The following is a 21,202-nucleotide window of genomic DNA, read 5'->3' on the forward strand; positions in this document are numbered from 1 at the left end:
TCACAGAACAAGGCCGCCGTGAATCAGTTCTTTTTCACGAACTCGGATTTCAGCTTCATCGGGCCGAAGCCGTCGATTTTGCAGTCGATGTTGTGATCGCCTTCGACCAGGCGAATGTTTTTCACCTTGGTGCCGATCTTCAGCATCGAGGAGCTGCCTTTGACCTTCAGGTCTTTGATCACGGTGACCGCATCGCCGTCCGCCAGCAGATTGCCGTTGGCGTCTTTGACGATCAGCGCGTCCTGATCTTCCGCCGGGGCGCTGTCGCTCCACTCGTGGGCGCACTCAGGGCAGATGAACAGGGCATTGTCCTGGTAGGTGTATTCGGAGTTGCACTTCGGGCAGTGTGGGAGTTGCATGTTATGTCGCCTCTTCAACAATAAAAAAATAAAAAAGAAAATCACCGGGCGCGGGCGCCCGGCGGAGAAACGGTAAGGAGTAGCGCGAATGGGCGGCGATAAGGCGGCCGCCGCGGCGTCAGGGCTGGTAAATGCCGACGCCCAGCGCGTTTTCTTTGCGGGTACGGGCGATCACCGACTGCGGGGATTCATGTACGCGCAGATCCATCTGCTGTTCGGTGCGCACCACTGCGCCGCGCAGGGTGTTGGTCAGCACCTCGGTAATTTCCACGTCGACGAACTGGCCGATCATGTCGGGTGTGCCCTCGAAGTTTACCACACGGTTGCACTCCGTGCGCCCGGCCAGCTCCATCACGCTTTTGCGCGAGGTGCCCTCCACCAGAATGCGCTGGACGGTGCCGAGCATGCGGCGGCTGAACTGCAGCGCCTGCTGGTTGATGCGATCCTGCAGAATATACAGCCGCTGTTTTTTCTCTTCTTCGCTGACGTCGTCGACCATGTCCGCCGCCGGGGTGCCCGGGCGCGACGAATAGATGAAGCTAAAGCTGACGTCGAAATTGACGTCGGCGATCAGGTTCATGGTCTGTTCGAAGTCGGCCTGGCTTTCGCCCGGGAAACCGACGATGAAATCGGAGCTGAGCTGAATGGCCGGCCGCGCCTTGCGCAGCTTGCGGATAATCGCCTTGTACTCCAGCGCGGTGTGCGCGCGTTTCATCATGGTCAGGATGCGATCCGAACCGCTCTGCACCGGCAGATGCAGGAAGCTGACCAGCTCCGGCGTGTCTTCGTACACCGCGATGATGTCGTCGGTGAACTCGATAGGGTGGCTGGTGGTGAAGCGAATGCGATCGATGCCGTCGATGGCCGCCACCAGGCGCAGCAGTTCGGCGAACGAACAGATCTCGCCGTCATGCGTGGCGCCGCGGTAAGCGTTGACGTTTTGGCCGAGCAGGTTGACCTCGCGCACGCCCTGCGCCGCCAGTTGGGCGATTTCGAACAGCACGTCGTCGCTCGGGCGGCTCACTTCTTCACCGCGGGTGTAAGGCACCACGCAGAAGGTGCAGTATTTGTTGCAGCCTTCCATGATCGACACGAATGCGGTCGGGCCTTCGGCGCGCGGTTCCGGCAGACGGTCGAATTTTTCGATCTCCGGGAAGCTGATGTCGACCACCGGGCTGCGGGTGCCCTGAACGTGATTGATCATTTCCGGCAGGCGGTGCAGGGTCTGCGGGCCGAAGACCACGTCGACGCAGGGCGCGCGGCTGCGGATCAGTTCGCCTTCTTGCGAGGCCACGCAACCGCCGACGCCGATGATGACAGACGGATTCTTTTCTTTCAGCAAGCGCCAGCGCCCCAGCATGGCGAAAACTTTCTCCTGCGCTTTTTCACGGATCGAGCAGGTGTTCAGCAGCAGCACGTCCGCCTCTTCGGCGTTTTCGGTCCACTCGAAGCCGTGCGTGCTGTTCAACAGGTCGGCCATTTTCGATGAATCATACTCATTCATCTGGCAGCCCCAGGTTTTGATATGTAGTTTTTTCGTCATTGACTTGCCATTACTCAGTGCGGAGCGAAAGTTGCGTTACGCGACATGCAGGGCGCGTATTGTAATCATTTGCCGCCGTTGTGACCAGCGCGGGGGAAAATGGCACGCGACCTGAAGCCGGAGCGAAAATCCGGTACACTGCGCAAAACGCCATGCCGGGTGGGATGGCGAGCATTCACACAGAAAACATAGCCAATATGAAGACATCTCAAAATCGGTATGACGCGGTGGTGGTGGGCGGCGGCATGGTCGGCGCGGCGGCGGCCCTGGGGCTGGCACAGGCGGGCTGGTCGGTGGCGTTGCTGGAACATCAGGCGCCGCAGGCGTTCGAGGCGCAAAGCCCGCCGGATCTGCGCATTTCCGCTATCGGCTGCACCTCGGTGGGGCTGCTGAAACAGCTCGGCGCCTGGCAGGCCGTGACGGCGATGCGCACAGCGCCGTATCGCCGGCTGGAGACCTGGGAATGGGCGTCGTCGCGCGTGGCGTTCGACGCGGTGTCCCTGGGGCTGCCCGAGCTGGGCTTTATGGTGGAAAACCGCATTCTGCAGCTGGCGCTGTGGCAGCAGTTCGCGCAGTGCGCCAACCTGACGCTGCTGTGCCCCGCCAGGCTGCAATCGCTGCAGCGGGTGGACAATACCTGGCAGCTGACGCTGGACGGCGGCGAGACGCTGCAGGCGCGCCTGGTTGTCGGCGCCGACGGCGCCAACTCGCAGGTGCGCAAGCTGGCGGCGATCGGCACCAACGGCTGGCAGTATCGTCAGGCGTGCATGTTGATCACCGTCGATACCGGCGCGCCGCAGCAGGATGTGACCTGGCAGCGTTTCTTCCCGTCTGGGCCGCGCGCCTTCCTGCCGCTGTACGACAGCTGGGCGTCGCTGGTGTGGTATGACAGCCCGCAGCGCATTCGCCAGCTGCAGGCGATGCCGCCGGCGCAGCTGGAGCGTGAGATCGCCGCCGCTTTCCCGGCGCGACTGGGCCCGGTCAAGGTGCACGCCGCCGGTTCGTTCCCGCTGACGCGGCGTCATGCGCAGCGCTACGTGCTGCCGGGGCTGGCACTGCTGGGGGATGCGGCGCATACCATCAATCCGCTGGCGGGGCAGGGCGTCAATCTGGGGTATCGCGACGTGGATGCCTTGCTGAACGTATTGAGCGATGCGCGGGAGCAGGGAGAGGACTGGAGCAGCGAGGCGGTACTGCTGCGTTATCAGCGCCGCCGCCGTACCGACAATCTGCTGATGCAGAGCGGGATGGATCTGTTCTATACGGCTTTCAGCAATAACCTGGCGCCGCTGAACGTCGCGCGCAATCTGGCGCTGATGGCCGCGCAGCGGGCGGGCAAGCTGAAAGAGCATGCGTTGAAGTACGCGTTGGGATTGTAACCGACAGGGCTCAGTTGCGGCTGGGCCCGTTAGGATTGACTGAACGCCAGACAGCAAAAAGCCCGCCGAAGCGGGCTTTTCTAAATATGGCTGGGGTGCCAGGATTCGAACCTGGGTATGCTGGTATCAGAAACCAGAGCCTTACCGCTTGGCGACACCCCAATTATGGTGGCTACGACGGGATTTGAACCTGTGACCCCATCATTATGAGTGATGTGCTCTAACCAGCTGAGCTACGTAGCCGATGTTACTTTTTACTTCTTTGATTTGCAAACAGTTTGTTATGGCTGGGGTACCTGGATTCGAACCAGGGAATGCCGGTATCAAAAACCGGTGCCTTACCGCTTGGCGATACCCCACCTGCAAACAAATCTTATGTTGAAACCCCATTCTCGAAAGAATATGGCTGGGGTACCTGGATTCGAACCAGGGAATGCCGGTATCAAAAACCGGTGCCTTACCGCTTGGCGATACCCCATCAACATACTGCGCCGACGATGAAGAGAAATGGTGCGGGAGGCGAGACTTGAACTCGCACACCTTGCGGCGCCAGAACCTAAATCTGGTGCGTCTACCAATTTCGCCACTCCCGCAATGCAAAAAAGAGATGGTGGCTACGACGGGATTCGAACCTGTGACCCCATCATTATGAGTGATGTGCTCTAACCAGCTGAGCTACGTAGCCCTCTTTTTTTGCTTTGCCTTCATCGGCGTTGCGGGGCGCATTATGCGTATATGACCGATTTGCGTCAACAAGTTTTTTCCCGAAAAAGTGCCGGGAAGCGCCGTTTGTCTGGGTTGTGAACATTATGGCGATAAAATCGGCAATTCAGGCAGTTGGCGGGGGGAAAAGGCAACAAAAAGGCGGGCCAAAAGGCCCGCCTTGGGGAAAACGTCGCGCGATTATTTATAGGCGGCCTGGTGCACGCCGACGGCGCGGCCGGAAGGATCGTCCATCTTCTTGAACGATTCGTCCCATTCGATGGCCTTGGCGGACGAACAGGCGACGGACGGGCCGCCCGGCACGCATTCGGCGGCGCTCGGCAGCGGGAACAGCTCCTCGAAGATCTCGCGGTACAGGTAGCCTTCTTTCGAGGTCGGCGTGTTGTACGGGAAGCGGAAACGCGCGGTTTCGAGCTGTTGATCGCTGATTTGCTGCGCAGCGACCTCTTTTAGCGTGTCGATCCAGCTGTAGCCGACGCCGTCGGAGAACTGCTCTTTTTGGCGCCAGGCCACGCTGGCCGGCAAATAGGACTCGAAACATTCGCGGACGATGTGTTTTTCCATTTTGCCGTTGCCGCACATTTTATCTTTCGGGTTGATGCGCATCGCCACGTCGAGGAATTTCTTGTCCAGGAACGGCACGCGGGCCTCAACGCCCCAGGCGGACATCGCCTTGTTGGCGCGCGCGCAGTCGAACATATGCAGCGCCAGCAGCTTGCGCACGGTCTCTTCGTGGAATTCGCGGGCGTCCGGCGCCTTATGGAAGTAAAGGTAGCCGCCGAACACTTCGTCCGCGCCTTCGCCGGAGAGCACCATCTTGATGCCCATCGCCTTGATTTTGCGCGACATCAGGTACATTGGCGTCGAGGCGCGAATGGTGGTGACGTCATAGGTTTCGATGTGGTAAATCACGTCGCGGATGGCGTCCAGGCCTTCCTGGACGGTGAAGTGGATCTCATGGTGCACGGTGCCCAGATGGTTGGCGACCTCCTGCGCGGCGCGCAGATCCGGCGAGCCTTCCAGGCCGACGGCGAAGGAGTGCAGCTGCGGCCACCAGGCTTCGCTGCGTTCCTGATCTTCCACGCGGCGCGCGGCGTACTTCTTGGTGATCGCCGAGATGACCGAAGAATCCAGCCCGCCCGACAGCAGCACGCCGTAAGGCACGTCGGACATCAGGTGGCTTTTCACCGACTCTTCCAGCGCGGTGCGCAAGGCGGCGGCGTCGGTCACGTTGTCTTTGACGCTGTCGTAATCGAACCAGTCGCGGCGATAGTATTCGCGGATCTCACCGTCCTGGCTCCACAGGTAGCTGCCGGCCGGGAATTCCTTGATGGTGCGGCACACCGGCACCAGCGCTTTCATTTCGGAGGCGACGTACAGGTTGCCGTGCTCGTCGTGGCCCATGTACAGCGGGATGATGCCCAGGTGATCGCGGCCGATCAGGTAAGCGTCTTTTTCGGTGTCATACAGGGCGAAGGCGAACATGCCTTGCAGATCGTCGAGGAAATCCGGGCCTTTCTCCTGATACAGCGCCAGGATCACTTCACAGTCGGACCCGGTCTGGAACGCGTAGCGGTCGCTCAGCTGTTGGCGCAGCGCCTGGTGGTTGTAAATTTCGCCGTTGACCGCCAGAACGTGGGTGTGCGCGGCGTTGTACAGCGGTTGAGCGCCGTTGTTGACGTCGACGATCGACAGGCGTTCGTGGGCCAAAATGGCTTTGTCGCTGGCATAAACGCCGGACCAATCCGGGCCGCGGTGGCGCATCAGGCGCGACAGCTCCAGCGCTTTCTTACGCAGTTCAACGGGATCGGACTTCAGATCGAGCACACCGAAAATAGAACACATACAACTCTCCTAACGGGCTTTCATGACTGTGATGTTGTTTTTTACTGTTATGGGCAGCATTGCCGATTCATCAGCGATAACGCGGTTTTGCTGCGCTGTGGTTATGAAAATGCGCCTAAAGCTGCAGGTGATGCAAGCGTTTTAGCCATACGCTGAGAAATAGTTGTTTGCGTGGCTGCGATTTTTAACGGATTTTCAGTTATTGGCGGGAAAATTTAACGATTATGCAATTTTTAGCGTGATGACGGGATTGCCGGCCGGTTTGGCCGGCAATCGATTAGCGATTAGGCGATGAGCTGCCACAGGGTGAAGGCGGCGTCCGGCGTCCAGCCGGCGTTGGAGGTGTGCGCCTGGATACAGGTGTATTTCTTGCCTTTATAACTCACCACGTCGCCGGCTTTGTAGCTGTGGTTGTTCTGCCACTCGGGCGCCCCCGGATCGGGTGGCGTGCCGTCGTTGGCGGTTTTAACCGCCAGCGCGCTGCTCGGCAGCGAGGTATTGCCCTGGCTGTCGGTGGCGGTAACGAAGTAGCTGTACTGGGTGGCCGGGGTCAGGCCGCTGTCGGCCAGCGACAGGCCGGCGGTCTGGCCGATCGGGGTGCCGTTGCGGTAGACGGTGTAACTGGCGATCGGTAAGGTGCCGGTGGCGGCGGCCCAGCTCAGCTTCAGCGAGGTGGCGCCCAGATCGGCGACCGTCAGCGCAGTCGGTGCATTAGGTTTTCCCGGCGGTGGGGTAACGCCGCCCTGAATCAGAGGCGCGTAGCGGGTTTTGAATTCCCAGTTGTAGGCCACGCCGGCTTTGCTCTTGCCGTTGTCCCAGTTGATTGACCAGGTCATCAGGCCCTTGATCGACAGGTTCTTGGCGTCGAGACGGGAGAAGGCGTTATACACCGCCTGTTTATCGATCACGTAGCCGGTGGCGGCGGCGTCGTTGTTGCTCGGCAGGCCGATGACGAATTTCGCCGCCGGGATCTTCGCATAGCCGCGGGTGCCGGTGACCAGGCTTTCCGTCAGGTAGTAGAGGAAGTCTTCCTTCTTGGTGTCGTCGTTTTGGGTCAGCCAGGTTTTAATTTCTTCAACCCAAAGGCCATCGCCACCCTGGTTGTAATATTGTGGTGCGATAAAGTCGTAGTAGCCTTCGAGGGCGTTGATATAATCCAGGTAGGTGCCATTCTCACGTAAATATGGGAATTCTGGCGCCATGCTGATAATAAAGTTTTTCCCCTGCGCAGCGTAATAGTCTTTTACTTTTTTCAATGCCGCAGGCAAGACGGTTTTATTATTGGCGGCGCCGATTGCCGCCTGTTCCAAATCGATATCCAGGCCGTCGAAGCCATAAACTTCCACCAGACGAATAATCTCGTCTTTCAGCTTATCTTCGTCGCCGGTTTTCAGCTCGATATGCGCGTCTGCGCCGCCGAGGGAGATCAGCACCGCGCGGCCCTGGCTGTTCAGCACGCCCACCTGGCGGCGGAACTCGGCGTCGGACAGGTTGTACGGTTTGAAGGTTGGGATGCCCTGGCCTTTCATAAAGGCGACGGCCACCACGTTGTATTCGGCGGGAATATCGGTCAGGTTCATATTGGCGAACTGGCCTTGCCGATAGCCGTCACTGGCGCCGGCGGCCCAGTTGTGCCAAAAACCCATCAGGATTTTTTTATTGGCGATAGTCGGCATAATGGCTGCGTCATCGGCGGCGGCATTAATCATGTTATTTGTGCTCATGGTAGCCTCATTAATTAGGGGTAAAGGTTTTCCGCTGGCCGGCAATATCAGCTATTGGCGGGGCGTAAGGTTATAATGAGGATTTTTAGCGCAGGCAGGCTGAAACCTTTTGCGGCCATGAACGAATTAAATTCAAACTGCGGTCAGGAAGAGAGAAATAATGGCGGCCGGGTAGCCGCCATAAATGCATCAGAAGATGGTGATATCGGCAACGGAAGGGTAGACGTAGCTCGGGCGGAACGGCATGGTTTCAATGTCGCTCAGCGTGGAGACGCCGGACAGCACCAGCACGGTTTCCAGACCGGCCTGGAAGCCCGCCAGAATGTCGGTGCGCAGGTTGTCGCCGACGATCACCGTCTCTTCCGAGTGCGCCTGCATTTTGTTCAATGCGGCGCGAATGATCCACGGGCTGGGCTTGCCGACGTAAAACGGCTTGCGGCCGGTGATCTTCTCGATGGGGGCGCACAGCGCGCCGCAGGCCGGCGAGAAGCCGTGGCCGTGGCTATCCGGGTTGGTGGCGATAAAGCGTGCGCCGTTACTGACGAAGTAGGCGGCCTTGTGCATCATGTCCCAGTTGTAAGAGCGGGTTTCACCGACGATCACGAAATCCGGGTTGATGTCGGTGATGGTGAAACCGGCTTTGTACAGCTCATGGATCAGGGCGCCTTCGCCGACCACGTAGGCTTTTTTGCCTTCCTGGCGGCGCAGGAAATCGGCGGTGGCCATCGCCGAGGTATAGAACGCGCTCTCCGGCACTTCCAGCCCGGCGGCGGCGAAGCGGTTCGCCAGATCCTGCGCGGTCTGTGACGGGTAGTTGGTCAGCACCACCAGCGGCATGCCTTGTTCCTGGATGCGCGCCAGGAACAGATCGGCGCCGGGCACCGGCGTATTGTCATGCAGCAGCACGCCGTCGATATCGCATATAACGTTTTTGATTTTCATTTGTCGCTGTTTCTCATGATTACGGCAGGCAAGGGGTGACGATAACACACCTGCCAGAAGCGGCGGATCAGCTTTCCAGCAATCGCTGCAAGAGCACGCCGTTGAGCATCGCGCGTTTGGCCAGGGCGAAAGCGCCGATCGCCGAGCGATGATTGAGTTCGGAGGTCACCACCGGCAGATTTTTGCGGAAGTCCTTCAGCACCTGGGTATTGATGCAGCTCTGGATCGCCGGCAGCAGCACCTTGTCCGCTTCGGTGATCTCACCGGCGATCACCACCTTCTGCGGATTGAACAGGTTGATGGCGATGGCCACCGCCTTGCCCAGATAGCGGCCGACGTGTTCGATCACTTCGCTGGCCAGCAGATCGCCGCGGTTGGCGGCCTTGCAGATGGCGTTGATGCCGCAGTCTTCCAGCGTCAGTTTGCTCGGGTAGCCCTGGCTCAGCAGCTGGCGCACGCGCTGTTCGATCGCCGCGTTGGCGGCTACGGTTTCCAGGCAGCCGAAGTTGCCGCAGTGGCAGCGTTCACCCAGCGGATCGATTTGGATATGGCCGATTTCGCCGACGTTGCCGTTATTGCCGAGAAAAATCTGCCCGTTGACGATGATGCCGGCGCCGGTGCCGCGGTGCAGGCGCACCAGAATCGAGTCTTCGCAGTCGCGGGTAGCGCCGAAGTAGTGCTCCGCCAGCGCCAGGCTGCGGATGTCGTGGCCGACGAAGCTGGTGACGTTGAAGCGCTGCTGCAGGTTGTCGACCAGCGCCCAGTTGCTGACGCTGATGTGCGGCATGTAGCGCACCACGCCCAGCGCCGGATCCACCAGGCCGGGCAGGATCACCGCGATGGCGATCAGCTCGCGCAGGCGGCGCTGGTTTGCTTCGATGAATTGGGCGATGGCGGCGAACAGTGCATTTTCCAGCGTTTCCTGGGTGCGTTCCGGCAGCGGATAGTGTTCTTCGCTGAGCGATTTACCGCTCATGTCATACAGGGTGATGGTGGCGTCGTGGCGGCCGAGACGCACCGCGACGGTATGGAAATGACGGGTTTCAGACACGATGGAGATCGCGCGGCGGCCGCCGGTGGAGGCTTGCTGATCGACTTCTTTGATCAGCCCGCGCTCCAGCAGCTGGCGAGTAATTTTGGTGACGCTGGCGGGGGCAAGCTGGCTGAGTTCGGCAATTTGAATGCGCGAGATCGGGCCCTGCTGGTCGATCAGGCGGTAAACTGCCGCGCCGTTAAGCTGTTTGACTAAGTCAACGTTCCCTATTTGTGCTTGTCCGCCAGTGCTCATCAATAATGTTACTCGCTGTTCATTGAATTAAACCTCGTTACCGTTAACGAGCGTTTTGGTGATCTTGAAATCACGGGTGAAGGCGGTCAGGTTAGCCACCTTGCCGGCTTCGATGGTGCCCAGACGCTGCTCGACGCCGATGGCGCGCGCCGGATACAGCGTCGCCATGCGCAGCGCTTCGTCCAGCGCGATGCCGACATGCTCGACGCTGTTTTGCACCGCTTCGATCATGGTCAGTGCGGAACCGCTCAGGGTACCGTTCTCATCCACGCACAGCCCATCCCGATAGTATATTGTTTTACCGGCGAAAATAAATTGGTCAATATCTGCACCTGCCGGCGCGGTCGCGTCGGTGACCAATACCAATTTATCACCTTTCAGGCGTTTGGCGTTACGGATACTCGCCCAGGCCACGTGATGGCCGTCGGCGATGATGCCGGTATAGACCTCCGGCGTATCGAAGATCGCCCCCATCAGCCCCGGTTCGCGGCCGGTGATATACGGCATGGCGTTGTACAGGTGGGTGGCGAAGCTGATGCCGGCGGCGAAGCCGGTGCGCGCCTGATCGTAGGTGGCGTTCGAGTGGCCGGCGGAGACCACGATGCCGGCCTTGGTCAGCTGCTCGATAACGTGCGGCTCAACCATTTCCGGCGCCAGCGTCACCTTGGTGATCACGTCGGCGTTGGCGCACAGGTAATCGATCATGTCCTGAGTTGGCTTGCGAATGAACGCCGGGTTATGGGTGCCTTTTTTCACCGGGCTGAGGTACGGCCCTTCCAGGTGCAGGCCCAGCGCCTGGTTTTGGTGCTTTTTCAGATAAGCGCGCATCACGTCGACGCTGTGCTTCATGAATTCGTCGCTGCTGGTGATCAGCGTCGGCAGATAGCTGGTGCAGCCGGATTTCTCGTTGGCGCGCTGCATGATCTCCAGCGTTTCTTCCGAAATCGCTTCCAGCGAATCGTTGAACTGGACGCCGCCGCAGCCGTTCAGCTGCACGTCGATAAGCCCAGGGGCCAGGATGGCGCCACCCAGGTCGCGCGTTTCGATGCCGGCGGGCAATTCAGCCGCCGGGCAGACTCTCTCGATCAGCCCATCAGCGATAATGACTGCATGGTCATCAAGTACGTCGTGGCCGGTATAGATTCGGCCGTGGGTTAAAGCGAACATCGTAGCCCCCTGCAAAGATTAAAGACTTTTCACGCTTTCCGCTTCTAACTCGCGGAAATATTTAACGGTTTTGACTTTCAGCTCCATGGTGGCCGGCTCGTCGCACACCACCACCGCTTTGGCGTGCAGCTGCAGGCAGCTGATGGTCCACATGTGGTTGATGTTGCCTTCCACCGCGGCTTCCAGCGCCTGCGCCTTGGCGTGGCCGGTCACCAGGATCATCACTTCTTCCGCGTCCAGCAGCGTGCCCACGCCTACGGTCAGCGCATATTTCGGCACCAGGCTGACGTCGCCGCCGAAGAAGCGCGAGTTGGCGATGCGGGTGTCTTCGGTCAGCGTTTTGATGCGGGTGCGTGAAGCCAGGGACGAAGCCGGCTCGTTGAACGCGATATGGCCGTCGATGCCCACGCCGCCCATGAACAGGTTAATTTTGCCGTAAGACTTGATCTTCTCTTCGTACTGGCGGCACTCGGCGTCGACATCCGCGGCGTTGCCGTTCAGCAGGTTGATATTTTCACGAGGGATATCAACGTGGTCAAAGAAGTTGCGGTACATGAAGGTGTGGTAGCTTTCCGGGTGTTCCTGCGGCAGGCCAACGTACTCGTCCATGTTGAAAGTCACAACATGCTTAAAGCTTACTTCACCTGCTTTGTGCATCGCAATCAGATGTTTGTAGGCTTCCAGCGGCGTGCCGCCGGTGGGCAGGCCGAGGACAAACGGGCGCTCTGCGGTTGGCTTGAATGCGTTGATGCGTTGAACGATATGACGCGCGGCCCATTTGCCGACTTGTGCGGTATCTTTCAGTGGGATAAGTCTCATCTAACACCTCTTGGGATAAGTAAACTAAAGCTATACTGTACGGGCCTGCGGGAGTCCTAAGCGTAACCCAGCTTTATGATTCTCGCGTGAATCGTCCGTTCGGTTGATTTTTTGAATGATAAAATAAGTTTTGTGTGATGGCCAGCAATCTGGGAGGGAAAGACTACTTTTTGGTGATATTTATCACAAAAAGGGAGGTTTTAATTTGCGATACAAAATAAATTTTTTACACTCGGCATGAGTGATACGTGCCAAGCATTGTTTCTAAAAAGGTAGTGAGAGATCCAAATAAACTACTAATAGGGTCCGTCCGCGGACAACATAGGGGGAAAAGGTGAACATTCTTAGTTATTTGCAAAAGGTGGGACGGGCGCTGATGGTGCCGGTCGCCACGCTGCCTGCCGCCGCCATCTTGATGGGCGTCGGGTACTGGATTGACCCTGTTGGTTGGGGCGGCGACAACGCGCTTGCCGCATTATTTATCAAATCCGGTTCAGCCATTATCGATCATATGGCCGTGCTGTTCGCCATCGGTGTGGCCTACGGCATGTCCAAAGACAAGGACGGCTCTGCCGCACTGACCGGCTTCGTCGGTTTCCTGGTGCTGACCACCCTCTGTTCACCGGCCGCCGTGTCGATGATTCAGAAGATCCCCCTCGACCAGGTGCCTGCCGCGTTCGGCAAAATTGAAAACCAGTTCGTCGGTATTCTGGTGGGTATCATCTCCGCCGAAGTGTACAACCGCTTCAGCGGCGTCGAGCTGCCTAAGGCGCTGTCGTTCTTCAGCGGCCGCCGTCTGGTGCCGATCCTCATTTCCTTCCTGATGATCCTGGTCGCTTACATCCTGATGTATGTCTGGCCAGTGGTGTTCGGCGCTCTGGTGAGCTTCGGCGAACACATCCAGAAATTGGGCTCCGTCGGCGCGGGCATCTATGCCTTCTTCAACCGTCTGCTAATCCCGGTCGGCCTGCACCACGCGCTGAACTCGGTGTTCTGGTTCGACGTGGCCGGCATCAACGATATCCCTAACTTCCTTGGCGGCCAGCAGTCGATCGAAGCCGGTAAAGCGGTCGTCGGCATCACCGGCCGTTATCAGGCGGGCTTCTTCCCGATCATGATGTTTGGTCTGCCGGGCGCAGCGCTGGCTATCTATCACTGCGCGCGCCCTGAGAATAAGGCGAAAGTGCTGGGGATCATGATGGCGGGGGCATTCGCTGCCTTCTTTACCGGCATCACCGAACCGCTGGAATTCTCCTTCATGTTTGTGGCGCCGGTGCTGTATGTGCTTCACGCGATCTTGACCGGGATTTCCGTCTTCATCGCCGCCAGCATGCACTGGATTGCCGGTTTCGGCTTCAGCGCCGGTTTGGTGGATATGGTGCTGTCGTCGCGCAACCCGTTGGCGACCCACTGGTACATGCTGATCCCGCAAGGTCTGGTGTTCTTCGTTATCTACTATGTGGTGTTCCGCTTCACCATCAATAAGTTCAACCTGATGACCCCAGGCCGCGAGCTGGCGGTTGCCGGTGACGAAACCGACGGTTATGACGTCAACGTCAACAGCAACGCCGGTAAAGACGAGAACGAAACTACCACGCTGGCCCGTCGCTACGTCGGCGCGATCGGCGGTTCCGACAACCTGACCGGCATCGATGCCTGCATCACTCGCCTGCGTTTGAACGTGAAAGACTCCGCGCTGGTGAACGACGCATTGGCGAAACGCCTCGGCGCATCCGGCGTTATCCGTCTGAACAAGCAGAGCGTGCAAGTTATCGTTGGCACCCGTGCTGAACTTATCGCCAGCGCAATGCGCAACGTGATTGCCGCCGGCCCGGTAGCGGCAGCGGCGGCCCCGGCGGCGGCTCCTGCTGCGGAAGCCAAACCGCAGGCGGTACCGAACGCACCGAAAGTCGCGTTTGAAACGCTGGTGGCGCCGGTGACCGGTGAAGTCGTGGCGCTCGATCAGGTGCCGGACGAAGCTTTCGCCAGCAAGGCGGTGGGTGACGGCCTGGCGATTCGCCCGACTGACAACATCGTCGTGGCGCCGGCGGACGGCACCGTGGTGAAAATCTTCAATACCAACCACGCGTTCTGCCTGGAAACCGACAAGGGCGCCGAGATCGTGGTGCACATGGGGATCGACACCGTCGCGCTGGAAGGCCAGGGCTTCAAACGCCTGGTGGAAGAGGGCGCGGAAGTGAAAGCCGGTCAACCGATTCTGGAACTGGATCTGGATTATCTGAACGCCAACGCGCGTTCGATGATAAGCCCGGTGGTGGTCAGCAACTCTGACGACTACGCCGGCCTGGCGGCGCTGGCCAGCGGCTCTGTCGTCGCCGGTCAGACCAAGCTGTACGAGATCCAAAAGTAAGGCCGTTTTTACCTGAGTAGTACCGGGGGCCGGCCACGCATCATGGCGGAGTTTGCCCCGACTTGGCGGGAAGAGAGCGATCTCTTCCCGCTTTTTTTATTCCGTTTCGCCCCACGGCGGTGCGCTGCGCGCCGACGGTGCAACGCGCCGCATTTTTCGTGAAACAAACGGTTGTTTCCAGACGTGGCTTGTTGGATCATAGGCGGTTATGTGTAGCGCTTTGCATTGAGGAACAGTGAAATGAGTGAGGCTGAAGCCCGCCCAACCAATTTTATCCGTCAGATCGTCGATGAAGATCTGGCGTCGGGGAAACACACGTCGGTACATACCCGCTTCCCGCCGGAGCCTAACGGCTATCTGCATATCGGCCACGCCAAGTCCATCTGCCTGAACTTCGGCATCGCCAAGGACTATCAGGGCCAGTGCAACCTGCGTTTCGATGACACCAACCCGGTGAAAGAAGACATCGAGTTCGTGGAGTCAATCAAGCACGACGTGGAGTGGCTGGGCTTTGAGTGGAGCGGCAACGTTCGTTACTCCTCAGACTATTTCGATCAGTTGCACCAGTATGCGGTTGAGCTGATCACCAAGGGCCTGGCCTACGTCGATGAGCTGTCGCCGGAGCAGATCCGTGAATATCGCGGCACCCTGACCGCGCCGGGCAAAGACAGCCCGTACCGCGGCCGCAGCGTGGAAGAGAACCTGGCGTTGTTCGAGAAGATGCGCAACGGCGAGTTCGCCGAAGGCGCCGCCTGCCTGCGCGCCAAGATCGATATGGCTTCGCCGTTTATCGTGATGCGCGATCCGGTGCTGTACCGCATCAAGTTCGCCGAACACCACCAGACCGGCAATAAATGGTGCATCTATCCGATGTACGATTTCACCCACTGCATTTCCGATGCGCTGGAAGGGATCACCCATTCGCTGTGCACCCTGGAATTCCAGGATAACCGCCGTCTGTATGACTGGGTGCTGGATAACATCACCATTCCTTGCCACCCGCGTCAGTACGAGTTTTCGCGTCTCAACCTCGAATACGCCATCATGTCGAAGCGCAAGCTGCACCAGCTGGTGGCCGAGAAGATCGTCGAAGGCTGGGACGATCCGCGTATGCCGACCGTCTCCGGTCTGCGCCGTCGCGGTTATACCGCCGCCTCGATTCGTGAGTTCTGCCTGCGCATCGGCGTGACCAAGCAAGACAATAACGTCGAGATGGTGGCGCTGGAATCCTGCATCCGCGACGATCTGAACGAGAACGCGCCGCGCGCCATGGCGGTGCTGGATCCGGTGAAAATCGTCATCGAGAACATGGGCGATGCGGTGGAAATGGTCACCATGCCAAACCACCCGAACAAGCCGGAAATGGGCAGCCGCGAAGTGCCGTTCAGCCGCGAGATCTATATCGATCGCGCCGACTTCCGCGAAGAAGCCAACAAGCAGTACAAGCGTCTGGTGCTGGGCAAGGAAGTGCGTCTGCGCAATGCGTACGTGATCAAGGCCGAGCGCGTCGAGAAGGACGAAGCGGGCGAGATCACCACCATCTTCTGCAGCTACGATGCGGAAACGCTGAGCAAAGATCCTGCCGACGGCCGCAAGGTGAAGGGCGTGATCCACTGGGTGTCAGCGGCGCACGCGCTGCCGGCGGAAATTCGCCTGTACGATCGCCTGTTCAGCGTGCCTAATCCGGGCGCGGCGGAAGATTTCCTCTCCACCATCAACCCGGAATCGCTGGTCATCAAGCACGGCTTCGTCGAGCCGAGCCTGGCGGCTGCACAGCCGGAGAAAGCCTATCAGTTCGAGCGTGAAGGTTACTTCTGTGCCGACAACCGTCACTCGTCGGCCGAGCATCTGGTGTTTAACCGCACCGTCGGCCTGCGTGACACCTGGGCGAAAATCGAAGGCTAATCTTATTCGCCTCGAAAATTAATGAATCAGCGCGGCTTTAAGCCGCGCTTTTTTATGCCTGCGCTCAGCTCGCGATCTATTCCTCTCTCATTTTATCCGGGGTGCGTTTAATTAATGGCGACGCATTAACCCATTAGTTCTCTTATATTGGTCCTATTAGTCTTCATTTTTTCTTATATATTCGTGATGCGAATTAATTTCATTTGGAGAGCGCTCTCAATTTTTATCGTCTGACTGACGAATTTAGCCAGGCTGAAACCATTAATCGTCTCTGGTTGACCTTGTATCTCAATTTATTCTGATTTAATTGAATTTTTTATTCGACACCCTCTATGATCACCAGCGTAACAAATTCTCACTGATATGTGCTCCTTGTCATACTTTGACAAATCTCCCTCATTTTTCATTTGATAATTCGCGTCGCGAAAAATAGTCTGTCTGTAGCAATTAGTGCTGTGGGAATAACATCTCGTCGGCAATATTTTTTACCCGTTCGGGTTTTTTATTGGCAGTCGTGCAGGGCAGTGGTGAACACAGGCGGCTGCAACTTTTAAGTTAAGTCAAAGAGGAATTTCAATATGGGTACGCACGGTGCTCAGCGTAAAACGCTGGCGCTCGCAGTCGCGGGCGCGCTGTTGGGAACAGGGTTTGCCATGGCGCCTGAGGCGAAAGCCGCAGGGTTTATCGATGATTCCACGCTGACCGGCGGCATTTATTACTGGCAACGTGAGCGCGACCGTAAAGATCTCAATCCGGACAGCAAGGATTACAACCAATACACCACCAACCTGTCGCACTCCACCGCCAACCTGAGCCTGGATTTCGCTTCGGGCTACGCCTGGGACATGTTCGGTCTGGACGTCGGCGCCTTTACCGCCATTGAGCTGGCGGAATCCAGCGCCAGCGGCCACCCGAACGAGATCGCGTTCTCCTCGAAAAACCGTACCTACGACGAAGACTATTCCGGTGACAAAGGCGGCGTCAGCCTGTACAAAGCCGCCGCCAAATTCAAATACGGCCCGGTTTGGGCGCGTGCCGGCTATATTCAGCCGAGCGGCCAAACCCTGCTGGCGCCGCACTGGAGCTTTATGCCGGGCACCTATCAGGGGGCCGAAGCCGGCGCCAAGTTCGACTACGGCGACGCCGGTGCGTTGAGCTTCTCCTACATGTGGACCGACAAATACAAGGCGCCGTGGCATATCGAGATGGACGACTTCCGCCAGAACGATAAGAAAACGCGCGTCTCCTACCTGCACTCGCTGGGCGCCAAGTACGATTTCAAAAACGATCTGGTGCTGGAAGCCGCCTTCGGCCAGGCGCAGGGTTATGTGAATCAATACTTCACCAAGGCGTCTTACAAATTCGATGTGCTCGGCAACCCGCTGACCACCAGTTACCAGTTCTACGGTGCGGAAGACCGCATCAGTAACAAGAACGATCCGAACAGCATCTACGACGGCCTGGCCTGGCTGCAGGCGCTGACCTTCGGTTACACCACCGGGCAGTTCAACTGGCGTCTGGAAGGCACCATGGTCAAGGCGGAAGGCAACCAGGGCTTCTTCCTGCAGCGCATGACCCCGACCTACGCCTCATCCAACGGTCGTCTGGACGTGTGGTGGGATAACCGCTCCGACTTTAACGCCAACGGCGAGAAAGCGGTGTACGCCGGCGTGATGTATGACCTCAGCAACTGGAATCTGCCGGGCATGGCGGTTGGCGGCTCCTACGTTTACGCCTGGGATGCCAAGCCGAGCACCAACCCGATCTACGATCAGAGCCAGCGCCTGAAGGAGAGCGCCTGGAGCCTGGACGCGATGTACACCATCCAGGAAGGGCGCGCCAAGGGCACCCTGATCAAGCTGCACTACACCCAGTATGACAACCACACCAACATCCCGAGCTGGGGCGGCGGTTACGGCAACATCTTCCAGGACGAGAAAGACGTCAAGTTCATGGTCATCGCGCCATTCACCATCTTCTGATGCGTTCCCCGGCCTCGCCGCCGGGGGCAGTTAAGGGAATTCAACGATGAAAAAAATCATGCTGATGTTGGCGGCCGCCGCGGCCTTGAGCGCCTGTGCGCAACCCGCCGCACCGCCGGAAGACGCCAAATTGAAGCAGGCTTACAGCGCCTGCATCAACACCGCCGAAGGTTCGCCGGAGCGTCTGCAACCCTGTAAGGCGGTGCTGAACGTGCTGAAACAAGAGAAGCAGCACCAGCAGTTCGCCGCGCAGGAAACGGTGCGGGTGATGGATTATCAGAACTGCATTATGGCGGTGCACAGCGGTAACGGTCAGGCTTACGACGCCAAGTGCGGCAAGCTGTGGCAAGAAATTCGCGATAACAATAATTAAGAAGGACAAGAACATGAACGCATTCAAACTGAGCGCATTAGCCGCGTTGACGGCAACGATGGGATTTCTGGGCGGCATGGGAAACGCCATGGCCGATCAACAGCTGGTGGATCAGCTGAGCCAGCTGAAGCTGAACGTAAAAATGCTGGATAACCGCGCCGGCGAAAACGGCGTGGATTGCGCGGCGCTGGGCGCCGACTGGGCCTCATGCAACCGGGTGTTGTTCACCCTCAGCAACGACGGCCAGGCGATCGACGGTAAAGACTGGGTCATCTATTTCCACAGCCCGCGCCAGACCCTGCGGGTAGACAACGACCAGTTCAAGATTGCTCACCTCACCGGCGATCTGTACAAGCTGGAGCCGACCGCCAAATTCAGCGGCTTCCCGGCCGGTAAGGCGGTGGAAATCCCGGTGGTCGCCGAATATTGGCAGCTGTTCAGAAACGACTTCCTGCCGCGCTGGTATGCCACGTCCGGCGACGCCAAGCCGAAAATGCTGGCGAATACCGACACCGAAAACCTGGACCAGTTTGTGGCGCCGTTCACCGGCGACCAGTGGAAGCGCACCAAGGACGACAAAAACATTCTGATGACGCCGGCTTCGCGCTTTGTCAGCAATGCCGATCTGCAGACGCTGCCTGCCGGCGCGCTGCGCGGCCAGATCGTGCCGACGCCGATGCAGGTGAAGGTTCACGCGCAGGACGTCGATTTGCGCAAAGGGGTATCGCCGGATCTGAGCACGCTGGTCAAGCCGGCGGCGGACGTCGTCAATCAGCGCTTCGCGCTGCTGGGTGTGCCGGTTCAGGCCAACGGCTATCCGATCAAGACCGACATCCAGCCGGGCAAGTTTAAAGGCGCGATGGCGGTGCCGGGCGCCTATGAGCTGAAAATCGGCAAGAAAGAGGCGCGGGTGATCGGCTTCGATCAGGCCGGGGTGTTCTACGGGCTGCAGTCGATCTTGTCGTTAGTGCCGAGCGACGGCAGCGGCAAGATCGCCACGCTGGACGCCAGCGATGCGCCGCGCTTCCAGTATCGCGGCATTTTCCTCGACGTAGCGCGCAACTTCCATAAGAAGGACGCGGTGCTGCGCCTGTTGGATCAAATGGCGGCCTACAAGCTCAACAAATTCCACTTCCACCTGAGCGATGACGAAGGCTGGCGCATCGAGATCCCCGGTTTGCCTGAGCTGACGGAGGTCGGCGGCCAGCGCTGCCACGATCTGAGCGAAACCACCTGCCTGCTGCCGCAGTACGGCCAGGGGCCGGACGTCTACGGCGGCTTCTTCAGCCGTCAGGACTATATCGACATCATCAAATACGCCCAGGCGCGCCAGATTGAGGTGATCCCGGAGATCGACATGCCGGCACACGCCCGCGCCGCGGTGGTCTCGATGGAAGCGCGCTATAAAAAGCTGCATGCCGCCGGGAAAGAGCAGGAGGCCAACGAATTCCGCCTGGTGGATCCGACCGATACCTCCAACACCACCTCCGTGCAGTTCTTTAACCGCCAGAGCTACCTGAACCCGTGCCTGGACTCTTCCCAGCGCTTTGTCGACAAGGTGATCGGCGAGATCGCCCAGATGCATAAAGAGGCCGGCCAGCCGATCAAGACCTGGCACTTCGGCGGCGACGAAGCGAAAAACATTCGCCTGGGCGCCGGCTACACCGACAAGGCGAAACCGGAGCCGGGCAAAGGCATCATCGATCAGAGCAACGAAGACAAGCCATGGGCCAAGTCGCAGGTGTGTCAGACGATGATCAAAGAAGGCAAGGTGGCCGACATGGAGCATCTGCCGAGCTACTTCGGCCAAGAGGTCAGCAAGCTGGTGAAGGCGCACGGCATCGACAGAATGCAGGCCTGGCAGGATGGCCTGAAAGACGCCGAGAACGCGAAGGCGTTCGCCACCTCGCGCGTGGGCGTCAACTTCTGGGATACCCTGTACTGGGGCGGTTTCGATAGCGTCAACGACTGGGCCAACAAAGGGTATGAAGTGGTGGTTTCAAACCCGGACTACGTCTACATGGACTTCCCTTACGAGGTGAACCCGGACGAGCGCGGTTACTACTGGGGCACCCGCTTCAGCGACGAGCGTAAGGTGTTCAGCTTCGCGCCGGATAACATGCCGCAGAACGCGGAAACTTCGGTCGACCGCGACGGCAACCACTTCAACGCCAAGAGCGACAAGCCGTGGCCGGGCGCCTACGGGCTGTCCGCTCAGCTGTGGAGCGAAACCCAGCGCACCGATCCGCAGATGGAATACATGATTTTCCCACGCGCGCTGTCGGTGGCTGAACGCGCCTGGCACCGCGCCGGTTGGGAACAGGACTATCGCGCCGGCCGCGAATACAAAGGCGGGGAAACCCACTTTGTCGATACCAAGACGCTGGAGAAAGACTGGCTGCGCTTCGCCAATATCCTGGGGCAGCGTGAACTGGCCAAGCTGGACAAAGGTGGCGTCGCTTACCGTCTGCCGGTGCCGGGCGCACGCGTAGCGGGCGGCAAGCTGGAGGCGAATATCGCGCTGCCGGGATTGGGCATTGAGTACTCCACCGACGGCGGCAAGCAGTGGCAGCGCTATGATGCCAAGGCCAAGCCTGCGGTGTCCGGTGAGGTGCAGGTGCGTTCGGTTAGCCCGGACGGCAAGCGCTACAGCCGCGCCGAGAAGGTCTAAGCCCGGTGCAACGGCCTGCTGCCCTGGCGGCGGCCGTATAACGAAGGGGGAATGCGTTCGCCCGCGCGTGTCGGCGTAGGGCGGACGTTGTAGTGAGAGTAGTACGTGGAG

Annotated in this window: 14 protein-coding genes and 6 tRNA genes; 6 read left to right on the top strand and 14 right to left on the bottom strand. The window is 58.9% G+C overall.

Annotation, left to right across the window (positions count from 1 at the left end; all coding sequences use genetic code 11):
- Positions 1-23: 23 nt before the first annotated feature.
- Complete coding sequence (locus AWX27_RS15710) at positions 24-359, bottom strand: zinc ribbon domain-containing protein YjdM (protein WP_004939967.1); 336 nt, start codon at positions 357-359, stop codon at positions 24-26.
- A 118-nt stretch (positions 360-477) separates the two neighbouring features.
- The gene (miaB, locus tag AWX27_RS15715) at positions 478-1,902 is read right to left on the bottom strand and encodes a tRNA (N6-isopentenyl adenosine(37)-C2)-methylthiotransferase MiaB (protein ID WP_038877474.1); all 1,425 of its coding nucleotides are present in this window, start codon (positions 1,900-1,902) and stop codon (positions 478-480) included.
- A gap of 197 nt (positions 1,903-2,099) precedes the next feature.
- Between miaB and ubiF the strand changes: the two genes are divergently transcribed.
- Positions 2,100-3,281 (top strand): 3-demethoxyubiquinol 3-hydroxylase, encoded by a 1,182-nt coding sequence (gene ubiF / locus AWX27_RS15720; protein WP_060423588.1) that lies wholly within the window; start codon positions 2,100-2,102, stop codon positions 3,279-3,281.
- Positions 3,282-3,368: 87 nt separating this feature from the next.
- Here ubiF and AWX27_RS15725 read toward each other — a convergent pair.
- From AWX27_RS15725 to nagB, 12 genes are all read right to left on the bottom strand, one after another.
- A tRNA-Gln gene (locus AWX27_RS15725) sits at positions 3,369-3,443 on the bottom strand.
- 4 nt (positions 3,444-3,447) lie between these two features.
- Positions 3,448-3,524: transfer RNA gene (locus AWX27_RS15730), tRNA-Met, on the bottom strand.
- A gap of 41 nt (positions 3,525-3,565) precedes the next feature.
- Positions 3,566-3,640: transfer RNA gene (locus AWX27_RS15735), tRNA-Gln, on the bottom strand.
- A 44-nt stretch (positions 3,641-3,684) separates the two neighbouring features.
- Positions 3,685-3,759 (bottom strand) — tRNA-Gln (locus tag AWX27_RS15740).
- 30 nt (positions 3,760-3,789) lie between these two features.
- Positions 3,790-3,874, bottom strand: a tRNA-Leu gene (locus AWX27_RS15745).
- 15 nt (positions 3,875-3,889) lie between these two features.
- A tRNA-Met gene (locus AWX27_RS15750) sits at positions 3,890-3,966 on the bottom strand.
- 218 nt (positions 3,967-4,184) lie between these two features.
- On the bottom strand, positions 4,185-5,849 hold the full coding sequence (gene asnB / locus AWX27_RS15755) for an asparagine synthase B (RefSeq protein WP_004939961.1): 1,665 nt from the start codon (positions 5,847-5,849) through the stop codon (positions 4,185-4,187).
- Positions 5,850-6,133: 284 nt separating this feature from the next.
- A complete protein-coding gene (locus AWX27_RS15760) occupies positions 6,134-7,573 on the bottom strand; it encodes a chitinase ChiC (RefSeq protein WP_060423592.1) in 1,440 nt (479 codons plus the stop codon).
- A 189-nt stretch (positions 7,574-7,762) separates the two neighbouring features.
- Positions 7,763-8,515 carry an HAD-IIA family hydrolase gene (locus AWX27_RS15765; RefSeq protein WP_004939957.1) on the bottom strand — a complete coding sequence of 251 codons (753 nt, stop codon included), beginning with the start codon at positions 8,513-8,515 and terminating at the stop codon, positions 7,763-7,765.
- Positions 8,516-8,582: 67 nt separating this feature from the next.
- Positions 8,583-9,803: a DNA-binding transcriptional regulator NagC gene (locus AWX27_RS15770; RefSeq protein WP_004939956.1), complete on the bottom strand. Its 1,221-nt coding sequence runs from the start codon at positions 9,801-9,803 to the stop codon at positions 8,583-8,585.
- Between the two features lie 27 nt (positions 9,804-9,830).
- Positions 9,831-10,970: an N-acetylglucosamine-6-phosphate deacetylase gene (nagA, locus tag AWX27_RS15775; protein WP_060423595.1), complete on the bottom strand. Its 1,140-nt coding sequence runs from the start codon at positions 10,968-10,970 to the stop codon at positions 9,831-9,833.
- Positions 10,971-10,988: 18 nt separating this feature from the next.
- The gene (gene nagB / locus AWX27_RS15780) at positions 10,989-11,789 is read right to left on the bottom strand and encodes a glucosamine-6-phosphate deaminase (RefSeq protein ID WP_004939952.1); all 801 of its coding nucleotides are present in this window, start codon (positions 11,787-11,789) and stop codon (positions 10,989-10,991) included.
- 334 nt (positions 11,790-12,123) lie between these two features.
- Between nagB and nagE the strand changes: the two genes are divergently transcribed.
- From nagE to AWX27_RS15805, 5 genes are all read left to right on the top strand, one after another.
- A complete protein-coding gene (nagE, locus tag AWX27_RS15785; RefSeq protein WP_060423598.1) occupies positions 12,124-14,160 on the top strand; it encodes an N-acetylglucosamine-specific PTS transporter subunit IIBC in 2,037 nt (678 codons plus the stop codon).
- Positions 14,161-14,400: 240 nt separating this feature from the next.
- A complete protein-coding gene (gene glnS, locus AWX27_RS15790) occupies positions 14,401-16,065 on the top strand; it encodes a glutamine--tRNA ligase (RefSeq protein WP_049201973.1) in 1,665 nt (554 codons plus the stop codon).
- Positions 16,066-16,643: 578 nt separating this feature from the next.
- Entirely contained in the window at positions 16,644-18,047 is a 1,404-nt protein-coding gene (locus AWX27_RS15795) for a chitoporin ChiP (protein WP_019454060.1), read from the top strand.
- A gap of 46 nt (positions 18,048-18,093) precedes the next feature.
- Positions 18,094-18,420 (top strand): ChiQ/YbfN family lipoprotein, encoded by a 327-nt coding sequence (gene chiQ, locus AWX27_RS15800; RefSeq protein WP_004939944.1) that lies wholly within the window; start codon positions 18,094-18,096, stop codon positions 18,418-18,420.
- Between the two features lie 13 nt (positions 18,421-18,433).
- Positions 18,434-21,091 (top strand): beta-N-acetylhexosaminidase, encoded by a 2,658-nt coding sequence (locus AWX27_RS15805; RefSeq protein ID WP_060423601.1) that lies wholly within the window; start codon positions 18,434-18,436, stop codon positions 21,089-21,091.
- Positions 21,092-21,202: the final 111 nt, after the last annotated feature.

Source organism: Serratia sp. 2880STDY5682894, assembly GCF_001537385.1.
Taxonomy (GTDB): Bacteria; Pseudomonadota; Gammaproteobacteria; order Enterobacterales; family Enterobacteriaceae; genus Serratia; species Serratia nevei.